17 protein-coding genes are annotated in these 16,367 nt (G+C 75.0%); 9 read left to right on the forward strand and 8 right to left on the reverse strand.

From position 1 onward, the window contains the following. The first annotated feature begins 104 nt into the window (after positions 1 to 104). Complete coding sequence (locus DSM104299_RS11230) at positions 105 to 1,028, forward strand: glycoside hydrolase family 3 C-terminal domain-containing protein (RefSeq protein ID WP_272477397.1); 924 nt, start codon at positions 105 to 107, stop codon at positions 1,026 to 1,028. On the opposite strand, the gene DSM104299_RS11235 is transcribed toward DSM104299_RS11230, so the two are convergent. Beyond that, positions 1,025 to 1,897, reverse strand: a complete 873-nt coding sequence (locus tag DSM104299_RS11235; protein WP_272477398.1) for a LysR family transcriptional regulator — start codon at positions 1,895 to 1,897, stop codon at positions 1,025 to 1,027. The two genes, DSM104299_RS11230 and DSM104299_RS11235, sit on opposite strands and share 4 nt — an antisense overlap. A gap of 73 nt (positions 1,898 to 1,970) precedes the next feature. Between DSM104299_RS11235 and DSM104299_RS11240 the strand changes: the two genes are divergently transcribed. From DSM104299_RS11240 to DSM104299_RS29545, 4 genes are all read left to right on the forward strand, one after another. Then, complete coding sequence (locus tag DSM104299_RS11240; protein ID WP_272477399.1) at positions 1,971 to 3,920, forward strand: acetoacetate--CoA ligase; 1,950 nt, start codon at positions 1,971 to 1,973, stop codon at positions 3,918 to 3,920. A 10-nt stretch (positions 3,921 to 3,930) separates the two neighbouring features. Beyond that, positions 3,931 to 4,302: an arsenate reductase family protein gene (locus tag DSM104299_RS11245; RefSeq protein ID WP_272477400.1), complete on the forward strand. Its 372-nt coding sequence runs from the start codon at positions 3,931 to 3,933 to the stop codon at positions 4,300 to 4,302. 54 nt (positions 4,303 to 4,356) lie between these two features. Continuing rightward, positions 4,357 to 5,856, forward strand: a complete 1,500-nt coding sequence (locus tag DSM104299_RS11250) for an ATP-binding protein (RefSeq protein ID WP_272477401.1) — start codon at positions 4,357 to 4,359, stop codon at positions 5,854 to 5,856. A gap of 71 nt (positions 5,857 to 5,927) precedes the next feature. Next, complete coding sequence (locus DSM104299_RS29545) at positions 5,928 to 6,047, forward strand: VOC family protein (RefSeq protein ID WP_432419779.1); 120 nt, start codon at positions 5,928 to 5,930, stop codon at positions 6,045 to 6,047. On the opposite strand, the gene DSM104299_RS11255 is transcribed toward DSM104299_RS29545, so the two are convergent. Together DSM104299_RS11255 and DSM104299_RS11260 are read right to left on the reverse strand one after the other, a co-directional pair. Continuing rightward, positions 6,044 to 6,949 carry an SDR family oxidoreductase gene (locus DSM104299_RS11255; RefSeq protein ID WP_272477402.1) on the reverse strand — a complete coding sequence of 302 codons (906 nt, stop codon included), beginning with the start codon at positions 6,947 to 6,949 and terminating at the stop codon, positions 6,044 to 6,046. The genes DSM104299_RS29545 and DSM104299_RS11255 overlap by 4 nt on opposite strands. Continuing rightward, positions 6,946 to 7,893, reverse strand: a complete 948-nt coding sequence (locus DSM104299_RS11260) for a DMT family transporter (RefSeq protein WP_272477403.1) — start codon at positions 7,891 to 7,893, stop codon at positions 6,946 to 6,948. The genes DSM104299_RS11255 and DSM104299_RS11260 overlap by 4 nt, the downstream gene beginning before the upstream one ends. A 78-nt stretch (positions 7,894 to 7,971) precedes the next feature. On the opposite strand from DSM104299_RS11260, the gene DSM104299_RS11265 reads away from it, so the two are divergent. Next, the gene (locus DSM104299_RS11265; protein WP_272477404.1) at positions 7,972 to 8,919 is read left to right on the forward strand and encodes a LysR family transcriptional regulator; all 948 of its coding nucleotides are present in this window, start codon (positions 7,972 to 7,974) and stop codon (positions 8,917 to 8,919) included. Here the strand turns inward: DSM104299_RS11265 and DSM104299_RS11270 are convergent. Further along, positions 8,864 to 9,208: a hypothetical protein gene (locus DSM104299_RS11270; protein ID WP_272477405.1), complete on the reverse strand. Its 345-nt coding sequence runs from the start codon at positions 9,206 to 9,208 to the stop codon at positions 8,864 to 8,866. The genes DSM104299_RS11265 and DSM104299_RS11270 overlap by 56 nt on opposite strands. Further along, entirely contained in the window at positions 9,205 to 9,774 is a 570-nt protein-coding gene (locus tag DSM104299_RS11275) for a hypothetical protein (protein WP_272477406.1), read from the reverse strand. Before DSM104299_RS11275 ends, DSM104299_RS11270 begins: the two co-directional genes overlap by 4 nt. A gap of 34 nt (positions 9,775 to 9,808) precedes the next feature. Between DSM104299_RS11275 and DSM104299_RS11280 the strand changes: the two genes are divergently transcribed. After that, positions 9,809 to 10,282: an HIT family protein gene (locus tag DSM104299_RS11280; RefSeq protein WP_272477407.1), complete on the forward strand. Its 474-nt coding sequence runs from the start codon at positions 9,809 to 9,811 to the stop codon at positions 10,280 to 10,282. On the opposite strand, the gene DSM104299_RS11285 is transcribed toward DSM104299_RS11280, so the two are convergent. Beyond that, positions 10,219 to 11,430: an aminotransferase class V-fold PLP-dependent enzyme gene (locus DSM104299_RS11285; protein WP_272477408.1), complete on the reverse strand. Its 1,212-nt coding sequence runs from the start codon at positions 11,428 to 11,430 to the stop codon at positions 10,219 to 10,221. The genes DSM104299_RS11280 and DSM104299_RS11285 overlap by 64 nt on opposite strands. Next, positions 11,427 to 12,212, reverse strand: a complete 786-nt coding sequence (locus tag DSM104299_RS11290) for a tryptophan 2,3-dioxygenase (RefSeq protein ID WP_272477409.1) — start codon at positions 12,210 to 12,212, stop codon at positions 11,427 to 11,429. Before DSM104299_RS11290 ends, DSM104299_RS11285 begins: the two co-directional genes overlap by 4 nt. 319 nt (positions 12,213 to 12,531) lie before the next feature. Between DSM104299_RS11290 and ilvB the strand changes: the two genes are divergently transcribed. Next, positions 12,532 to 14,217, forward strand: a complete 1,686-nt coding sequence (gene ilvB, locus DSM104299_RS11295; protein ID WP_272477410.1) for a biosynthetic-type acetolactate synthase large subunit — start codon at positions 12,532 to 12,534, stop codon at positions 14,215 to 14,217. Between the two features lie 82 nt (positions 14,218 to 14,299). After that, positions 14,300 to 15,319, forward strand: a complete 1,020-nt coding sequence (locus DSM104299_RS11300) for a GGDEF domain-containing protein (RefSeq protein ID WP_272477411.1) — start codon at positions 14,300 to 14,302, stop codon at positions 15,317 to 15,319. On the opposite strand, the gene DSM104299_RS11305 is transcribed toward DSM104299_RS11300, so the two are convergent. Beyond that, on the reverse strand, positions 15,316 to 16,356 hold the full coding sequence (locus DSM104299_RS11305; protein ID WP_272477412.1) for an LLM class flavin-dependent oxidoreductase: 1,041 nt from the start codon (positions 16,354 to 16,356) through the stop codon (positions 15,316 to 15,318). The genes DSM104299_RS11300 and DSM104299_RS11305 overlap by 4 nt on opposite strands. Positions 16,357 to 16,367 lie beyond the last annotated feature (11 nt).

Genomic DNA, 16,367 nt, shown 5'->3' on the forward strand with positions numbered 1-16,367 from the left:
GTGGATCGACGGCCGGCTCGTCGCGCACGGCAACACGGAGGCCTTCCGCCAGACCGAGATGTCCCGGCTTCGGCATCGCGTCCGACAACACGTTCGACGCGGTCGTGCCGTTGCGCGCGGGCCACGCCGCGAAGGTCCGCATCGACTACTCCAACAACTCGGTGCCGCCCGCCCCGCCGTTCCGGGCCGACCTGCACCTCGGCTACGCGCCGCCGGACGGCCGGATCGCGGCGGCCGTGCGGGCGGCGCGGCGCGCCGACGTCGCGGTGGTCTTCGCCAACACGATCGGCGGCGAGACCATGGACCAGTCCTCGCTCGCCCTGCCCGGCGACCAGGACGCGCTGGTCGAGGCCGTGGCCAAGGCCAACAGGAACACGGTCGTGGTGCTGCACACGGGCGGGCCGGTCCTGACGCCGTGGCGATCGCGCGTCGCCGCGATCGTCGAGGACTGGTACCCGGGCGAGCGCAGCGGCGACGCGATCGCGCGCGTCCTGTTCGGCGACGTCGACCCGAGCGGGCGGCTGCCGCTGACGTTCCCGGCGAGCGCGGCGCAGGGGCCGGCGACGCGCGCGTCGGAGTTCCCGGGCACCGGCGGCGTGGCCGACCACGACGAGGGCCTCGACGTCGGCTACCGCTTCTACGACGCGCACGGCCAGCGGCCGGCGTTCCCCTTCGGCTTCGGGTTGTCCTACACGTCGTTCCGGCTGGGCCGGGCGAAGGCCACGGGCGCGGCGGGCGCGTACGCCGTCTCGGTGCCGGTCCGCAACACGGGCCGGCGGCCCGGGACGCAGACCGTGCAGGTCTACGCGTCGTTCGCGAAGGCCGCCGGCGAGCCGCCCCGGCGGCTGGTCGGCTTCGCGCAGGTCACGGTGCCGCCGGGCCAGACGCGCACGGCGAAGCTGACGACCGATCCGAAGAGCTTCCAGGTGTTCGACGCCGGCACCGGCGCCTACGCGCTGCCGGCCGGGCCGATCGGCCTCGCCGTCGGGACGTCGTCGCGCGCGCTGACGCCGGTGGCGGTCGGCTAGTCCAACAGCGTGAGCAGCGCCGTCGCCGCGGGGGCGAGACGGCGGCCGTCGCGATGGGCGACGAACACCTCGTGGACGAGGCCGCGGTCGCGGAGGCGCACGGCCGCGACGGCCGGGCCGGGCTGCTCGGCGTCGGTGCGCGGCAGGACGGCGACGCCGAGGCCTTCGGCGACGAGCGCGCGCGTGCGCTCCACCTCGTTGGACTCGAACGCGATCCGGGGCGCGAAGCCGGCCCGGCGCGCCGCGTCCTCCACGGCGGCGCGGATCGTCGCGCCGGCCGGGAAGGCGATGAAGCGCTCGCCCTGCAGGTCGGCGAGGCGGAGCGCGTCGCGCTGGGCGAGATGGTGGCCTTGGGGCAGGATCGCCAGCAGGTCCTCGCTGGCCAACGGGCGGAGGCGCAGGCTGCGGCGGGCGGCGGCGTCGATCGCGGTGACGAACGCGAGGTCCAGCTCGTCGCCGCGCAGGCGGTCGGCGAGCTCGACGCTGAGCTCCTCGGTGAGCGTCAGCGCGACGTCCGGGTGCACGCGGTTGAACGCGCCGAGCAGCCGCGGGACGTCGACCGGCCCGGGCGTCCGCGTCATCCCGATCGTCAGGCGGCCGCTGAGCAGCGCGACGGCGGCGGTCGCGGCGGCGCGCGCCTCGTCGAGCTGAGCCAGCACGTCGCGCGCCGTCGCCGCGAGGTCGGCGCCGGCGGGCGTGAGCTTGACGCGGCGCGTGGTCCGGTCGACGAGCGGGATGCCGAGCTCGTCCTCGAGCTTGCGGATCTGCCGGGAGAGGGCGGGCTGCGCGACGTTGCCGCGCGCGGCGGCGCGGGTGAAGTGCAGCTCGTCGGCGAGCAGCACGAGGTAGCGAAGCTGGTGCAGTTCCATGCCGGACCGGTATTGAAGCAAGATCGCTTATGTCTTGGACAGCGGGTCGTCCCGGATGGGAGCGTGCGCACCCATGGAGGAGCTTTGGGCGCCGAGCGCCGAGCGGGTCGAGGCCGCGACGATCACGCGCTTCGCGCGCTGGGTCCAGGACACGCGGCACGTCAGGGTCACCGAGTCCTATGACCAGCTGTGGCGCTGGTCGGTCGACGACGTCGAAGGGTTCTGGGGCGCGATCTGGGAGTTCTTCGACGTCCAGGCGTCGGGGTCGTGGACGCAGGTGCTGGGCTCGCGCGCGATGCCGGGCGCCGAGTGGTTCGCGGGCGCGCGGCTGAACTACGCCGAGCATGTGTTCCGCGGCAAGCGCGACGCCGACCTGGCGATCCAGCACGCGTCGGAGCTACGCGGCCTGGAGCGCGTGACGTGGGGCGAGCTGTCCGACCTCACCGCGCGCGTGGCCGCGGGGCTGCGGGCGCGGGGCGTCCAGCGCGGCGACCGCGTCGTCGGCTACCTGCCCAACATCCCGGAGGCGGTCGCGGCGTTCCTGGCCTGCGCGTCGCTGGGCGCGACGTGGTCGTCGTGCTCGCCGGACTTCGGCGCGCGCTCGGTCGTCGACCGCTTCGCGCAGATCGAGCCGAAGGTGCTGATCGCCGTCGACGGCTACCGCTACGGCGGCAAGGACTTCGACCGCCGCGACGTCGTGGAGACGCTGCAGCGGGAGATCCCGTCGCTGGAGCACGTCGTCGTGTTGGAGCACCTGGGCGCCGGGCCGGTGGCGGGCGCCACCGGGTGGGACGCGCTGGTGGCGTCGCGCGAGGAGCTGCGGTTCGCGGCCGTGCCGTTCGACCACCCGTTGTGGGTGTTGTACTCGTCGGGGACGACCGGGCTGCCCAAGCCGATCGTCCACGGCCAGGGCGGCGTGCTGCTCGAGCAGCTCAAGGTCATGCACCTGCACCTCGACGCGCAGGCCGGCGACCGCGTGTTCTGGTTCACGACGACCGGCTGGATGATGTGGAACTTCCTGGTCGGCGTGCTGCTGACGCCGGCGTCGATCGTCCTCTACGACGGCAACCCGGCGACGCCGACGCTGGACCGGCTGTGGGACCTGGCGGCCGAGACCGAGACCACCATCTTCGGCACCGGCGCGGCGTTCCTGGCGACGTGCGCGAAGGAGGGCGTCCGGCCGGCGGCGGGCGGGCGGGACCTCGGCGCGCTGCACGCCGTCGGGTCGACCGGCTCGCCGCTGGCGCCCGAGGGCTTCGACTGGGTGTACGCGCAGCTGGGCGCCGACACGTGGCTGTTCTCGACCAGCGGCGGCACCGACGTCGTGAGCGCCTTCGTAGGTGGCGTCCCGACGCTGCCGGTGTGCCGCGGCGAGCTCCAGGCGCGCGCGCTGGGCGCGAAGGTCGAGGCGTGGGACGTCGACGGCCAGTCGCGGGTCGGCGAGGTCGGCGAGCTGGTGCTGACCGAGCCGCTGCCGTCGATGCCGGTCGGCTTCTGGGGCGACGACGACGGGTCGCGCTACCGCGAGGCGTACTTCGAGCACTACCCCGGCGTCTGGCGCCACGGCGACTGGATCGAGATCACCGACCGCGGCAGCGCGATCATCTCCGGGCGCAGCGACTCCACCATCAACCGCGGCGGCGTCCGGATGGGGACCGCGGAGATCTACCGCGCGGTCCTCGCCGACGACGCGATCGTCGACGCGCTGGTCGTCGACGTCCCCGGGCGCGAGGGCTTCGCCGAGGGCTGGATGCCGTTGTTCGTGGTGTTGCGCGACGGCGTGGCGCTGGACGACGACCTGGTCGGGGCGATCCGCCGGCGCGTGCGCGAGGACTGCTCGCCGCGCCACGTCCCCAACACGGTCGTGCAGATCGCCGAGGTGCCGCGCACGCTCAGCGGCAAGGCGCTCGAGGTCCCGGTCAAGCGGATCCTGATGGGCCACCCGATCGACGCGGTGGCGGCGCGGGACTCGCTGCGCAACCCGGCGGCGCTGGAGGCGTTCACGGCGCTGGCGGCGTCGTAGGATCCCGTCGGTGACCCTGACGCTCCTGCACAACCCGCACTGCCCGACCTCCGTCCACGCGCTCGACGCCCTCGAGGCCGCCGGCCACGACGTGACCGTGCGCAAGTACCTGCTCGTCGCCGAGCGGCTCGACGAGGCCGAGCTGCGCTCGCTCGCCGAGCGCCTCCAAGGCGACCCGGTCGACGCGCTCATCCGGCGCGACAAGAAGTACAAGGACTTGGGCCTGGACGCCGACGGCTGGAGCGTCGACCAGGTCGTCGCGACCCTTGTCGAGCACCCGTCGCTCCTGCAGCGCCCGATCCTCGACGACGGCACCTCCGCGATGATCGGCCGCCCGCGGACCCGCGCCGCCGACTGGGCCGCCGCGGGCCGGGTGGCCTAGGACCTGCGCGCGCCCCGTCGCGCGCACCGGCGGCGTGTGGGAGGCTGGCGCGTCGTGGCCAGGCTCACGCAACAGGTGGAGACCTTCCGCGCCCTGCGGGCGGAGATGGAGGCGGCCGTGCTGCCGCTGGCGACCTCGGTCGACGGCCGCCGCTTCTCGTTGCAGGCCAGCGTCAACGGGCTGGCGCTGCGGCTCGGCGGCTACGCGATGCTCGGGGCCGACGGCGAGGGCACGCTGGGGCAGGTGCGCGCGCTGGAGCTGGCGGAGGTCGAGGTGGGCGAGGTCGCGCTCGCGGCACAGCGCGCCGAGGACGCCGACATCCGCACGCGGCTGCCGATCCGCCTCGCGCGCGGCGAGGGCGTGGTCCTGGATCGCGGCGCCGCGCCCTTCCACGACCGGTCCGCCCGGCCCGCGACGCCGGCGGAGGTGGGCGCGTGGCTGGGGGAGACCGCGCCGGATCGCGCGCAGCTGGCCGTCGGCGCTCTCTCGCTGGTCGCCGGCGTGCCGTTCAGCCTGGACGCCGGCGGCTTCGACCGGCACACGTTCCTGTGCGGCCAGTCGGGGTCGGGCAAGAGCTATGCCTTGGGCCTGGTGCTCGAGCAGCTGCTGCTGGAGACCGACCTGCGGATCGTGATCCTGGACCCCAACTCGGACTTCACGCGCCTCGGGGAGCTCCGCGACGGCGTCGATGCCGACACGGCGGCACGCTGGGAGTCCGCCGTCGCCGGGCTCGCCGTGCGCTCGTCGACGGCGACCGGGGACGACCGGCTGCGGCTGCGGTTCACCGAGCTCGGCCCGGCCACGCAGGGCGCGCTGCTGCGGCTCGACCCCGTCGCCGACCGCGAGGAGTACGGCGAGCTCGCCGCGCTGCTCGCCCAGGAGCGGCCCAGCAGCCTCGCCGCGCTGGCGGACACGGAGCACCCGGAAGCGCAGCGCCTCGGGCTGCGGGTGCGCAACCTCGGCGTCGAGGACTACGGCGTCTGGGCGCGCGACGACGCCGGCTCGGTGCTCGACGCGCTCGACGATCCCGACGTGCGGTGCCTGGTGGTGGACCTCGGCTCGCTGCCGACGCGCGAGGAGCAGGCGCTGGTGGCTGAGTCCGTGCTGCGCGGCCTGTGGGACCGGCGGCTGGAGCGCCGCCCGGTGCTGGCGGTCATCGACGAGGCGCACAACGTCTGCCCGGCTGCGCCCGAGGATCCCCTCACCGCGCTGGCCACCGAGCACGCGATCCGGATCGCCGGCGAGGGACGCAAGTTCGGGACCTACATGCTGGTCGCCACGCAGCGCCCGCAGAAGGTCCACGAGAACGTCCTCTCGCAGTGCGACAACCTGATCCAGATGCGCCTCAACTCGGCCGCCGACGGCGCGTTCGTCGCCGCGCGCTTCGGGTTCGCCCCGGCGGCGCTGGTCGGGCTGGCCACGGACTTCCGTCTGGGTGAGGCGCTGGTCGCCGGCAAGCTCGCCTCGCATCCGGCGATCCTGCGCTTCGGCGCGCGGGTCGCGCGCGAGGGCGGTGGCGACGTCGACGCCGCCTGGGCGCGCCCGGCGCCGTGACCGTGACCGCGACGGCGGCGCGCTGATCGCGCTGCGTCCCGACGGCGAGCTCGAGGACGAGGTCGCGCGACCTGGAGGCCGAGGGCGTCCAGTTCTCCGGCGGCATCTCCGAGCACCCGTGGGGCCGCGTCGTGCCGTTCCGCGATCCCGACGGCAACGACCTGCAGCTCTACGCGCCGCCGGCCGCCTAGCGGTAGCCGGTCGGATCGGCGGGTCGGCCCGGGTCCTGGACCTCGACCATGTAGCGCCAGCAGTCCGGGCGCGACCCGTCGACGTCGGTGAAGCCGTAGATCCCGGCCAGCGCGCCGGAGGAGAACGAGGCGCCGTTGTGGCGCGCGACCTCGGGATCGGCGGCGAGCGCGGCGACGGCGCGGCCGACGAAGCGCGGGCTCTCCGAGATCGCGGCGAAGTGCGGTTGGACGCGCGCGGCGTCGCGCCAGTTGGCCTCGGTGACGCCGAAGGCCTCCAACATCATCTCCGAGCGCAGCCAGCCCGGCGTGAGCGCGACAGCGGTCGCGCCGTGCGGCGCCAGCTCGCGCGCCTGGGCGAACGCGAGGCGCAGGACGGCGGCCTTGGCCAGGTCGTAGAAGGCGTTGACGCGGTAGTTGTCGTCGTTGTAGGCGCGGGTGCCGTCGGTCATCTCCACCACGAGCCCGCCCGGCCGCCGGATCAGCAGCGGGAGCGCGAAGTGGCTCGTGATCAGGTGCGTGTCGATCGCCAGCCGCAGTAGGCGGAGCCCGTCGTCGAGGTCGTGCTCCCACAGCGGCGTGTCCCAGGCGAACAGCTTCTCGCCGCCCCAGATGTCGTTGACCAGCACGTCGAGCCGGCCGTGGTCGGCGTCGATGCCCGCGACCAGCGCGGCAACCTGCTCGCGCTCCAGGTGGTCGACGACGACCGCGATCCCGGTCCCGCCGGCCGCGGTCACGAGCTCCGCGGTCTCCTCGATCGTCTCGGGCCGGTCGTACTCCGAGCGCTGCCCGCGCGTGCTGCGGCCCGTGCAGTAGACGGTCGCGCCCGCCGCGCCGAGCTCGACCGCGATCCCGCGCCCGGCCCCGCGCGTCGCGCCGGCGACCAGCGCGACCTTGTCGTTCATGTCGACGCCTCGGCGACCGCCGCCGGCGTGGCACCGCTCAGCTCGACCGGCGCCGCCGGCGCGCGCACCACGACCACCGCCGCGAGCACGAGCGCGCCGCCCGCCAGCTGCTCGGCGCTGAACGACTCGCCGAAGACCGCGAACGCCAGGCTCACGGTCACGACCGGCTCGAACGTCGAGAGGATCGAGGCCGTCGAGGGCCCGACCCGGCTCAGCCCGGCGAAGAACAGCCCGACCGCGCCGACCGTCGACACCATCGTGATCGCCGCGATCCAGCCCAGGCCCTCGGCACTCACCGCGCCGAGCCGCAGCCCGCCGCCGACCACGCCGACCACCGTCAACGTGAACGCGGCGCCGGTGCACACCAGCGTGCTCAGCGCCAGCGGGCCGACCCGCTGGGCGACGCCCTCCGACACCAGGATGTAGGCGCTGTAGACGACCGCCGCGGTCAGGCCCAAGGCGGTGCCCAGCCCGTCCAGCGCGCCCGCCGCGGCGCCCGCGAGCACCAGCACGAGCCCGCCGCACGACAGCGCCAGCGCCAGCGCCGTGCGGCCGCTGAACACCTCGCGCCCGAGCACGATCGCCGCGACCGTCACGATGACCGGGAAGGTGTACAACAACAGCGCCAGCACCGACGCGTCCAGCCGGTCCAGCGCCGCGAAGTACGCGCCCGCCTGCGCGCTGTAGCCGATGCCGCCGAGCGCCAGCGCCATCGCGACGTCCCGGCGCGGCAGCGCGCCCAGCTCGCCGGCGCGCCCCGTGGCCAGCACGAACGCCCACAGCACCACGGCCGCGAGCGCGAACCGCACCGCCAGCAGCGTCCCGACCGTCGCGCCGGCGTCGTAGGCGAGCTTGCCGAAGACGCCCATCGCGCCGAACCCGGCGGCGGAAGCGAGGCAGAAGAGGGCGCCGGTCCTGGCGTGCGCGTGCTGCTGCGGGGACATGACGCTCGCCATCGTGCCGCCCGGACCCAGTAGGAACAACACCGATTCGTTACAGAATTCAGGTAGCGTCGCTACGTCATGCTCGACCTCCGCCGGCTCCGCCTCCTGCGCGAGCTCCACGCGCGCGGCACGATCGTCGCCGTCGCCGACGCGCTCCAGTACACGCCGTCCGCCGTCTCCCAGCAGCTCGCGGTGCTGGAGCGGGAGGCCGGCCGCCCGCTGCTGGAGCGCGCAGGGCGCGGCGTCCGCCTCACCGACGACGCGCTCGTCCTCGTCGGCCACGCCGAGCTCCTGCTCCGGCAGGCCGAGCTGGCGGAGGCCGACCTCGCCGCCGGCGCCGGCCGCGTCGCCGGCCGCGCGCGGATCGCGTCCTTCCAGTCGATGGCGATGCGCGTCGCCGTGCCGACGATCGGCGCGCTCGCCGTCCAGGCGCCCGACCTGCGCTGCGAGCTGGTCGAGGCCGAGCCCGAGCAGGCGCTGCCGGCGCTCGCCCTCGGCGACGTCGACCTCGTCCTCGCCGACGAGTGGCGCCACCAGCCGCGCGCCCGGCCTGAGGGCGTCGAGCGCGAGGACATCATCATCGACGCGGTCTCGCTCGTCCTGCCCGCCGACCATCCCGCCGCCAGGGCTCGGCGCGCGAAGGTGGAGCTGTCCTCGCTGGCGGGCCAGCCATGGGTCACCGGCCATCCCGGCACCGGCTGGGAGGAGATGACCACGCGTGCCTGCCGTGGCATGGGTGGCTTCGACCCCGACATCCGCCACCGCAGCAACGACTCGGTCATCGGCCTCGCGCTCGTCGCCGCGGGGCAGGCCGTGATGCTCATGCCCGAGCTCGTCGGCCTCGACGACCGCCCCGGCATCGCCGTGCGGGCGATCGCCGAGGGCAGCATCGACCGCACGATCTTCATGGCGACCCGCGCCGCCGACGCGCGCCGGCCCTCGATCCAGGCGCTGCGCGCCGCGGTCCGCGCTACGGCAGGAAGCCTGCCCGTGCCACGGCGAGGTCGAGCAGCTGCGCGAGCGTGAGCTCGTCGAGCATCGCGTCGTGGTCGCGCCGGCCGCGCAGCAGCTCGCGCAGCAGCTGCGCCAGCTCGGCCGCGCCCTCGGGCCCGGGCGCTGCGTCGCGCGCGCGGACCATCAGCGCCGTCCCCTCGGCGTAGAGCTCCAGGCGCCGGCCCTCCGCGTCGAACGCGCGGTGCTCGACGCTGGCGGGGAACCACGACTCGTAGAACGCGCCGACGTCGCCGGCGCTGCGGTGGAACGTCACGTCGAGCCCCTCGGCGACGACGATCGGCATGACGATGCCGTCGGTCAAGCAGACGCCTCCATCGCCGCCTTGACGTGGGCGACGTTCGCGGTCCAGACCTCGCGCGGAACCGGCGGCAGGATGTCGTCCCAGATCACGGCGAAGCACGAGGCGAGCTGCGTGAGCCCCTCGGGCCGGGCCATGAACCACCAGTGCATGTGCTCGGCGCCTTCGCCCCAGCGGCAGACGTGCACGCGGCCGACGCCGCCGACAGACCGCACCGCACGCTCTCCGCGCGCGAGCATCACGCCCATCTGGGCGGCGAAGCCGTCGTCCACGTCGCCCGGCGCGTCGACGTGCACGCGCGGCTCGAGGATGACGACGATCGGCAGCCCGGTGGGCTCGAGCGCCATCATGCGCCAGTTGTCGTCGGTCCAGAAGTAGTCGCTGTCGGGCTTCGCGCACGCGGGGCAGCCCGCGCCGCCCTCGCCCTCGCGCGTGAGCTCGGCCGTGGGCGGGGCCAGCGGCTTGACCTCGACGCCGCCGGTGAACGGCCAGCTGTCCCACTCCTGGACCGGTGGGGTCCGCAGAGCGTTGACGGATCGAGCGTGCAGTGCGGAGGCGTTCTCGGACATCGAAGGCATCCTACCCGGTGGGTAGGATGGACTGATGGAGTGGCCTGAGGAGTTCTACGCCTGGCGGGCCGGCGACGGCTGCCCCGCGTGCGAGGAGGGGCGGCCGGAGACCACGCCGTCCGGCGTGCGGTACTTCGCGGGCGAGGTCGCCGACGCCTACCTCGTGCGCGCCAACATCCAGCGCGGGCTCTCGATCGTCGTCTGGCGCGGGCGTCATGTCGTGGAGCCGACCGAGCTGACCGACGCGGAGGCCGCCCGGTACGGCCGCGAGGTGCTCCAGGTCGGCAGCGCGATCGAGCGGGTGATGGCGCCGGTCAAGCTCAACTACGACCTGCTCGGCAACTGGGTGCCGCATCTCCACACCCACATCGTCCCGCGCTACGCCGACGATCCGCGGCCCGGCTGGCCGTTCCCGTTCCCGGACCCCGACCCGGGGCCGATGCCTCAGGACCGGCTGCTGGCCGACGTCGCCGCGCTGCGCAGCGCCGCGGCGGCGGCGTCGAGCTGAGCGTCGGACAGGTAGGGCGCGGGGCCGAGGCGCAGGACGTCGCCGCGGCTGTCGGTCAGCACGCCGCGCGCCGCGAGCGCGACCTGCAGCGCGCCGGCCCGCGGCGAGCGCAGCGCCAGGAAGCCGCCGACGCCGTCGAGCCCCACGGCGCGGTCGCGCGCGATCAGCGCCTCCGGCAGGTCGAGCGCGTCGAAGGCGCGCGCGAGATGCGCGACCTGATGGCGGTAGACGGTGGCCAGGAACGCCGGCGTCAGCCCGTGCTCGGCGAAGAACGCGAAGACCCGCGCCGCCCGGTAGTGGCTCGTCGGGTCGTACGTCGAGCCCGCGAAACGCGCGGCGCCGCCGGTCCCGTAGGCCACCAACTCGCCCGCGTGGCGCTCGGCCAGCGCGCCGAACTCCGCGTACCAGCCGGTGATCGCGGGTCGGTAGGCGCTCGCGTGCGGCGGGACGCGCAGGAAGCAGTTGCCCTCGCCGAGCTGGAGGTACTTGTAGCCGCCGCCGACCACCCACGCCTCCTCCAGCCCGAGGGCGCCGACCGAGAACGGCGTCGGCCCGAGCGCGTGGTAGGCGTCGACGACCAGCTCGGCGCCGTGGCGCGCGCACGCGGCGGCGAGCGCTCCGAGGTCGGGCACGACCCGGCTCGACGCGAACAGCACGGCGGAGACGAACACGGCCGCCGTCCGGTCGTCGACCGCCTGCGCCAGCCGCGCGGCCAGGCTCTCCACCGGCGCGGCGGCGACGCGGACGACGTCCAGCCCCGCCTCCGCCGCGCGCCCCAGCTGGCGGCGCAGCGTGTGGAACTCGCCGTCGGTCGTCACCACCCGCGGCCGGGTGCGCAGGTCCAGCGACGACAGCATCCGCAGCACCAGCTCGTGCGTGCTCGCGCCCAGCGCCAGGTCGGCCGCGTCGTCGTCCAACCACACGCGGAACCCGGCGCGCACGGCGTCGGCCGCGGCGAACGCCCGCACCCACTTTCCGTCGACGTCGCGCGCGGCGTCGTCGAACGCCTCCAGCACGCCCTCGCGCGCCACGTCCGGCCAGGCCTGGTGCGAGTGCCCGGACAGCAGCAGCCGGTCGGCGACGCCGAAGCGCGCGTAGTGCGGCGCCAGCGCGTTGGGGCTGGCGCGCAGGTCTGCGAGCGCGATCACAGCCGGCTGCGAACGGCCCAGAGGTCGGGGAACGCGGGGCGCAGCAGCGTGCGCTGTAGGAACGCGGCGCCGCTGGACCCGCCGGTGCCGGCCTGCGCGCCGATCGTCCGCTCGATCAGCTTGACGTGGCGGTAGCGCCACTCCTGCACACCCTCGTCGAGGTCGACCATCCGCTCGCACAACTGGGCCGGCAGGCCCTCGTCGGCGTACACGGCCAGGAGCACGTCCTGCACGCCCTCGTCGCCGTCGTAGGTCGCGGCGGGATCGCGCTGCGCGACCGCGGCCGGGACGGCGTAGCCGTTGGCCGACAACAACCGCAGCAGCGAGTCGAACAGCGCCGGGCGGGCCATCGCCGCCTCGATCGCAGCGCGCGCCGCCGAGCCCTCCGGGTGCAGCGCGACGACCCGGCGGTCGCGCGCGCCGAGCACCGCCTCGAGCTCGCGGAACTGCGCGGACTGGAAGCCGCTCGCCGGTCCCAGGCGCTCCCGGAACGCTGCGAACTGGCGCGGCGTCAGCGTCTCCAGGACGTCCATCTGGCCGACGAGCGTCTTGAGGATCGCCAGCGCGCGGCGCAGGGTCGAGAGCGGCGCGGTCGCGTCGCCGGCCTCCAGCCGCTCCTGCGCGTGGCCGAGCTCGTGCAGCAGCTGCTTGAACCACAGCTCGGAGACCTGATGGATGATGATGAACAACAGCTCGTCGTGCTCGTCGGAGCGCGGGCGCTGCGCGGCGAGGAGCTCGTCGAGGGCGAGGTAGGACCAGTAGGAGACCGGCGCGTCGTTCACGCGGCCGATGATCGCACCCGCGTTCCCGGGCTTGCCAGCCGCCGCGCCGCGTGGCATCGTTCCGGCGCAATGGCGCACCTCGCGCACATCCACGCCGGCCTTCGACTTCGCGAGCGAATCGCGATCGTCGGCGTGATCGTAGCCGGGCCCCAGCGGGTTCCGGCGACGCGCTCGCTCTGAGTCCAGAGCGAACCGCGGCCTCGCAACCACCCGTCCCAAAGGAGCGCGTTATGCGCAGCCTCAGCCTTCCCGTTCTCGTAGTCATCGACATCATCGCCATCTCGACCAGCCCCTTCGACGTCGCTCCTGGAGCACGCACGTGCGCGCCGCCGACGCCCTGATCGCCGCCCTGCTCAACGAGGGCGTCGACGTCGCCTTCGGCCTGCCCGGCGGCGCGTCGCTGCCGCTGCACGACGCGATCCACGGCAGCGCACTGCGCCACGTCCTGGTCCGCCACGAGGCGGCCGCCGGCCACGCGGCCGAGGGCTACGCACGCGCCACCGGACGCGTCGGCGTCGCGTTCGCCACCTCCGGGCCGGGCGCGACGAACCTCGTCACGCCGTTGGCCGACGCGATGATGGACTCGACCCCGATCGTGGCGATCACCGGTCAGGTCCGGACCGACCTGCGCGGCACCGACGCGTTCCAGGAGACCGACGTCATCGGCGTCACCGCGCCGGTCGTCAAGCACGCGATCGCCGTGGAGCGGGCGCGCGACGTGGTGCCCGCGATCCGCGAGGCGTTCGCGGTCGCGCGCAGTGGCCGGCCGGGCCCGGTGCTCGTCGACGTCCCGACCGACGTGGCGCGCGAGCCCGTCGGGCGCGACGCGCTCGACGACGCCGGCGACGCGCTGCCGGCCGGCTTCTCGCGCCCCGCCGCGCCCGACCCCGCGGCGATCCGCGCGGCTGCCGCGGCGATCGCGGGCGCCGAGCGGCCGGTGCTCTACGCGGGCGGCGGCGTCGTCCACGCGGGCGCGCACGCCGCGCTCATGGCCCTGGCCGACGCCGGCGACCTGCCGGTCACGACGACGCTGATGGCGCTCGGCGCGTTCCCCGCCTCGGACCGCCGCTGGCTCGGGATGCTCGGGATGCACGGCTGCCGCACGGCGAACTGGGCGGTGGACGAGTGCGACGTCCTGGTCGCGATCGGCGCGCGCTTCGACGATCGCGTCACCGGCCGGCTGGACCAGTTCGCGCCCGCCGCCCGGACCGTCGTCCACCTCGACGTCGACCCCGCCGAGATCGGCAAGCTGCGCCACGCCGACATCGCGGTGGTCGGCGACGCCCGGGCAGCGCTGACCGCGCTCGCCGACGCCGTCGGCGGCCGGCGGCCCGCACCCGCGCGCCTGGCCTCGTGGTGGCGCGTGCTCGACGCGTGGCGCTCGGCGGAGTCCCCGCCGGTGGCGCCCGACGGCGGCCGCATCGGGCCGGCGCAGGCCCTCGACGCGCTCCAGCGCGCCACGGGCGGCGCGGCGATCGTCACCACCGACGTCGGCAACCACCAGATGTGGGCGGCCAAGCGGCTGCGCTTCGACGCGCCGCGGCGCTGGCTGACCTCCGGTGGCCTCGGGACGATGGGCTTCGGCCTGCCCGCGGCGATCGGCGCGCAGGTCGCGGCGCCCGACCGCACGGTCGTCTGCGTCTCCGGCGACGGCTCGCTGCTGATGAACGTGCAGGAGCTCGTGACCGCGCGAGCGGAAGGGCTCCCGGTCAGGGTCCTGCTGATCGACGACGGCGCGCTGGGCATGGTCCGCCAGCAGCAGGACCTGTTCTGGGGCGGCCGGCGCCAGGACGTCGACCTCGGGCCCGCGCCCGACTGGCCGCTGCTCGCCCGCGCCTGCGGCTGGGAGGCCGAGCGGATCGAGGACGCCGACGACGTCGACGACGCGATCGACCGGCTCCTGCGCGCCGACGGCCCGGCGCTGCTGGACGTCGCGGTCGCGCCGGAGGCCGACTGCCTTCCGATGTTCGGGCCGGGCGCGGCGGCGCGCGACATGATCGGGTGACGCGCGAGCGCCGGCGCGCCAACGCGTCGACATCGGTCCGCCGGCGCTCAACCATCGTCCAGCGGTCCCGATCCCGTTGCTGATGGGACTTCGTTCCCCCGCAGATCGGCAGGGCCCGATGCTCGAGCGCCGCGTCGCGCTGACGCTCTTCGCTGTCGGCACGGTCGTCTGCGGCATGGGCGCGGTGCTCAAGCCCGAGCTGACCGACGCCGCGCGCGCCGTGCAGCTGTCCGCGGCCGCCGGCTTCGGCGCCTGCGGCCTCGCGGTGCGGGTGCTGCCGCCGTGGCGCTGGATCGTGGAGACCGCGGCGCTCCTGAGCGTCGTCCTGCTCGGCCTGCTGATGGGGTCCTCCAACGCGATCGGCGCGACCCCGTTCTTCTTCCTCTGGCCGCTGGTCTACCTCGCCTACTTCTCGCGCCGCGCGCTGGTGATCACGGGGTTCGCGGTGATGGCCGTGTCGGTGAGCGTCGCGATGGTCGCCAACTCGTACGCGACCAACCGCGCGGACACCGTCGTCGGGACGATCTTCAGCGTCGGCCTCATGACCGGCCTCGTCACGGTGATGACCCGCCGCGAGCGCGACCTGCAGGCGGCGCTGGCCCGTGCCGCCGACACCGACGCGCTCACCGGCGTGCTCAACCGCCGCGGCTTGGCGCCCGAGCTCGAGCGGCTGGTCGCCGAGGCGACCGAGTACGGCCGCCGCCTCGCCGTCGTGATGGTCGACCTCGACCACTTCAAGCGCTTCAACGACCGCCACGGCCACCTCGTCGGCGACGAGGCGCTGATCCGCTGCGCGACCGCGCTGACGGCCGCGGCCCGCGAGGGCGACCACGTGGCGCGCGTCGGTGGCGAGGAGTTCACGGTCGCCCTGCCGGGCGCCGACGCCGGCGCCGCCCAGGCCTACGCCGACGACGTGATGCGCCGGCTGCGCGAGGAGGCGGTCGCCGCGCCGCTGCGCGTCACGGTCTCGGCCGGGATCGCGACGCACGGGCCGGACGTCGACAGCGTCCACCTGCTGATGCGCAGCGCCGACCAGGCGCTCTACCGCGCCAAGCACGCCGGGCGCGACCAGGCGGTCGTCGCGCTGCGCGACGCGGCCTAGCTCTGGCGCGCCGTCGCCGGCGACCAGCCGACCGCGGGCGCCACGTGCTCGGCGATGCTCGCCAGCATGGTGGTGTTGTACTCGACCCCGAGCTGGTTGGGGACGGTGAGCAGGAGCGTGTCGGCGGCCGCGACCGCGGCGTCCTGGGCCAGCTGCTCGGCGATGACGTCCGGCTCGCCGATGTAGGACTTGCCGAAGCGCGCGACGACGCCCTCGAGGTACCCGACCTGGTCTGCCGCGTCGCGCAGCGCCCGGTCGCCGAAGTAGGCCCGGTCCAGGTCGGTCGCGAGCGGGATCACCGAGCGGCTGACCGACACGCGTGGCTCGCGGTCGTGGCCGGCGATCGCCCACGCCTGGCGGTAGAGGCGGATCTGCTCGGCCTGCAGCTCGTCGAAGGGCACGCCGGTGTCCTCGCTGAGCAGGGTCGACGACATGAGGTTCATGCCCTGCTCCGCGGTCCACTCCGCGGACGCGCGCGTGCCGGAGCCCCACCAGATGCGGTCGCCGAGGCCCGGCGACTGCGGCTGGATCGGGAGCCTGGCGGGCGAGCCGGTCATCCGCACGTCGGCCTCCGCCACGCCGGTGCCGGCGATCGCCGCGCGGAAGATCGCGGTGTGGCGGCGCGCGAGGTCGCCGTCGTCCTCGCCCTCGGCCGGGACGTAGCCGAAGTTCTCGGCGCCCCGGAACGCCGGCTCGGGCGAGCCGCGGCTGACGCCGAGCTGGAGGCGGCCGTCGCTGATCAGGTCGGCCGCCGCGGCCTGCTCGGCCATGGAGAGCGGGTTCTCGTAGCGCATGTCGATCACGCCGGTGCCGATCTCGATGCGCGTGGTCCGGGCGCCGATGGCCGCCAGCAGCGGGAACGGCGAGGCGAGCTGGCGGGCGAAGTGGTGGACGCGCACGTAGGCGCCGTCGAGCCCGAGCTCCTCCGCGGCGACGGCGAGCTCGATCGTCTGCTGGAGCGCGTCGCGGGCCGTCTGGGTCCGCGAGCCGGGCGCGGGCTGCCAGTGGCCGAAGGAGAGGAAGCCGATGCGGGTCATGCCCGCTCGAC

The sequence above is a fragment of the Baekduia alba genome (assembly GCF_028416635.1).
Classification (GTDB): Bacteria; Actinomycetota; Thermoleophilia; order Solirubrobacterales; family Solirubrobacteraceae; genus Baekduia; species Baekduia alba.

Coding starts and splice junctions, on each gene's coding strand:
- DSM104299_RS11265 (WP_272477404.1), top strand. CDS start 7,972: ATGCTCGACCTCCGCCGGCTCCGCCTCCTGCGCGAGCTCCACGCGCGC.
- DSM104299_RS11300 (WP_272477411.1), top strand. CDS start 14,300: ATGGGACTTCGTTCCCCCGCAGATCGGCAGGGCCCGATGCTCGAGCGC.
- DSM104299_RS11240 (WP_272477399.1), top strand. CDS start 1,971: ATGGAGGAGCTTTGGGCGCCGAGCGCCGAGCGGGTCGAGGCCGCGACG.
- DSM104299_RS11235 (WP_272477398.1), bottom strand. CDS start 1,897: ATGGAACTGCACCAGCTTCGCTACCTCGTGCTGCTCGCCGACGAGCTG.
- DSM104299_RS11260 (WP_272477403.1), bottom strand. CDS start 7,893: ATGTCCCCGCAGCAGCACGCGCACGCCAGGACCGGCGCCCTCTTCTGC.
- DSM104299_RS11275 (WP_272477406.1), bottom strand. CDS start 9,774: ATGTCCGAGAACGCCTCCGCACTGCACGCTCGATCCGTCAACGCTCTG.
- DSM104299_RS11255 (WP_272477402.1), bottom strand. CDS start 6,949: ATGAACGACAAGGTCGCGCTGGTCGCCGGCGCGACGCGCGGGGCCGGG.
- DSM104299_RS11305 (WP_272477412.1), bottom strand. CDS start 16,356: ATGACCCGCATCGGCTTCCTCTCCTTCGGCCACTGGCAGCCCGCGCCC.
- DSM104299_RS11280 (WP_272477407.1), top strand. CDS start 9,809: ATGGAGTGGCCTGAGGAGTTCTACGCCTGGCGGGCCGGCGACGGCTGC.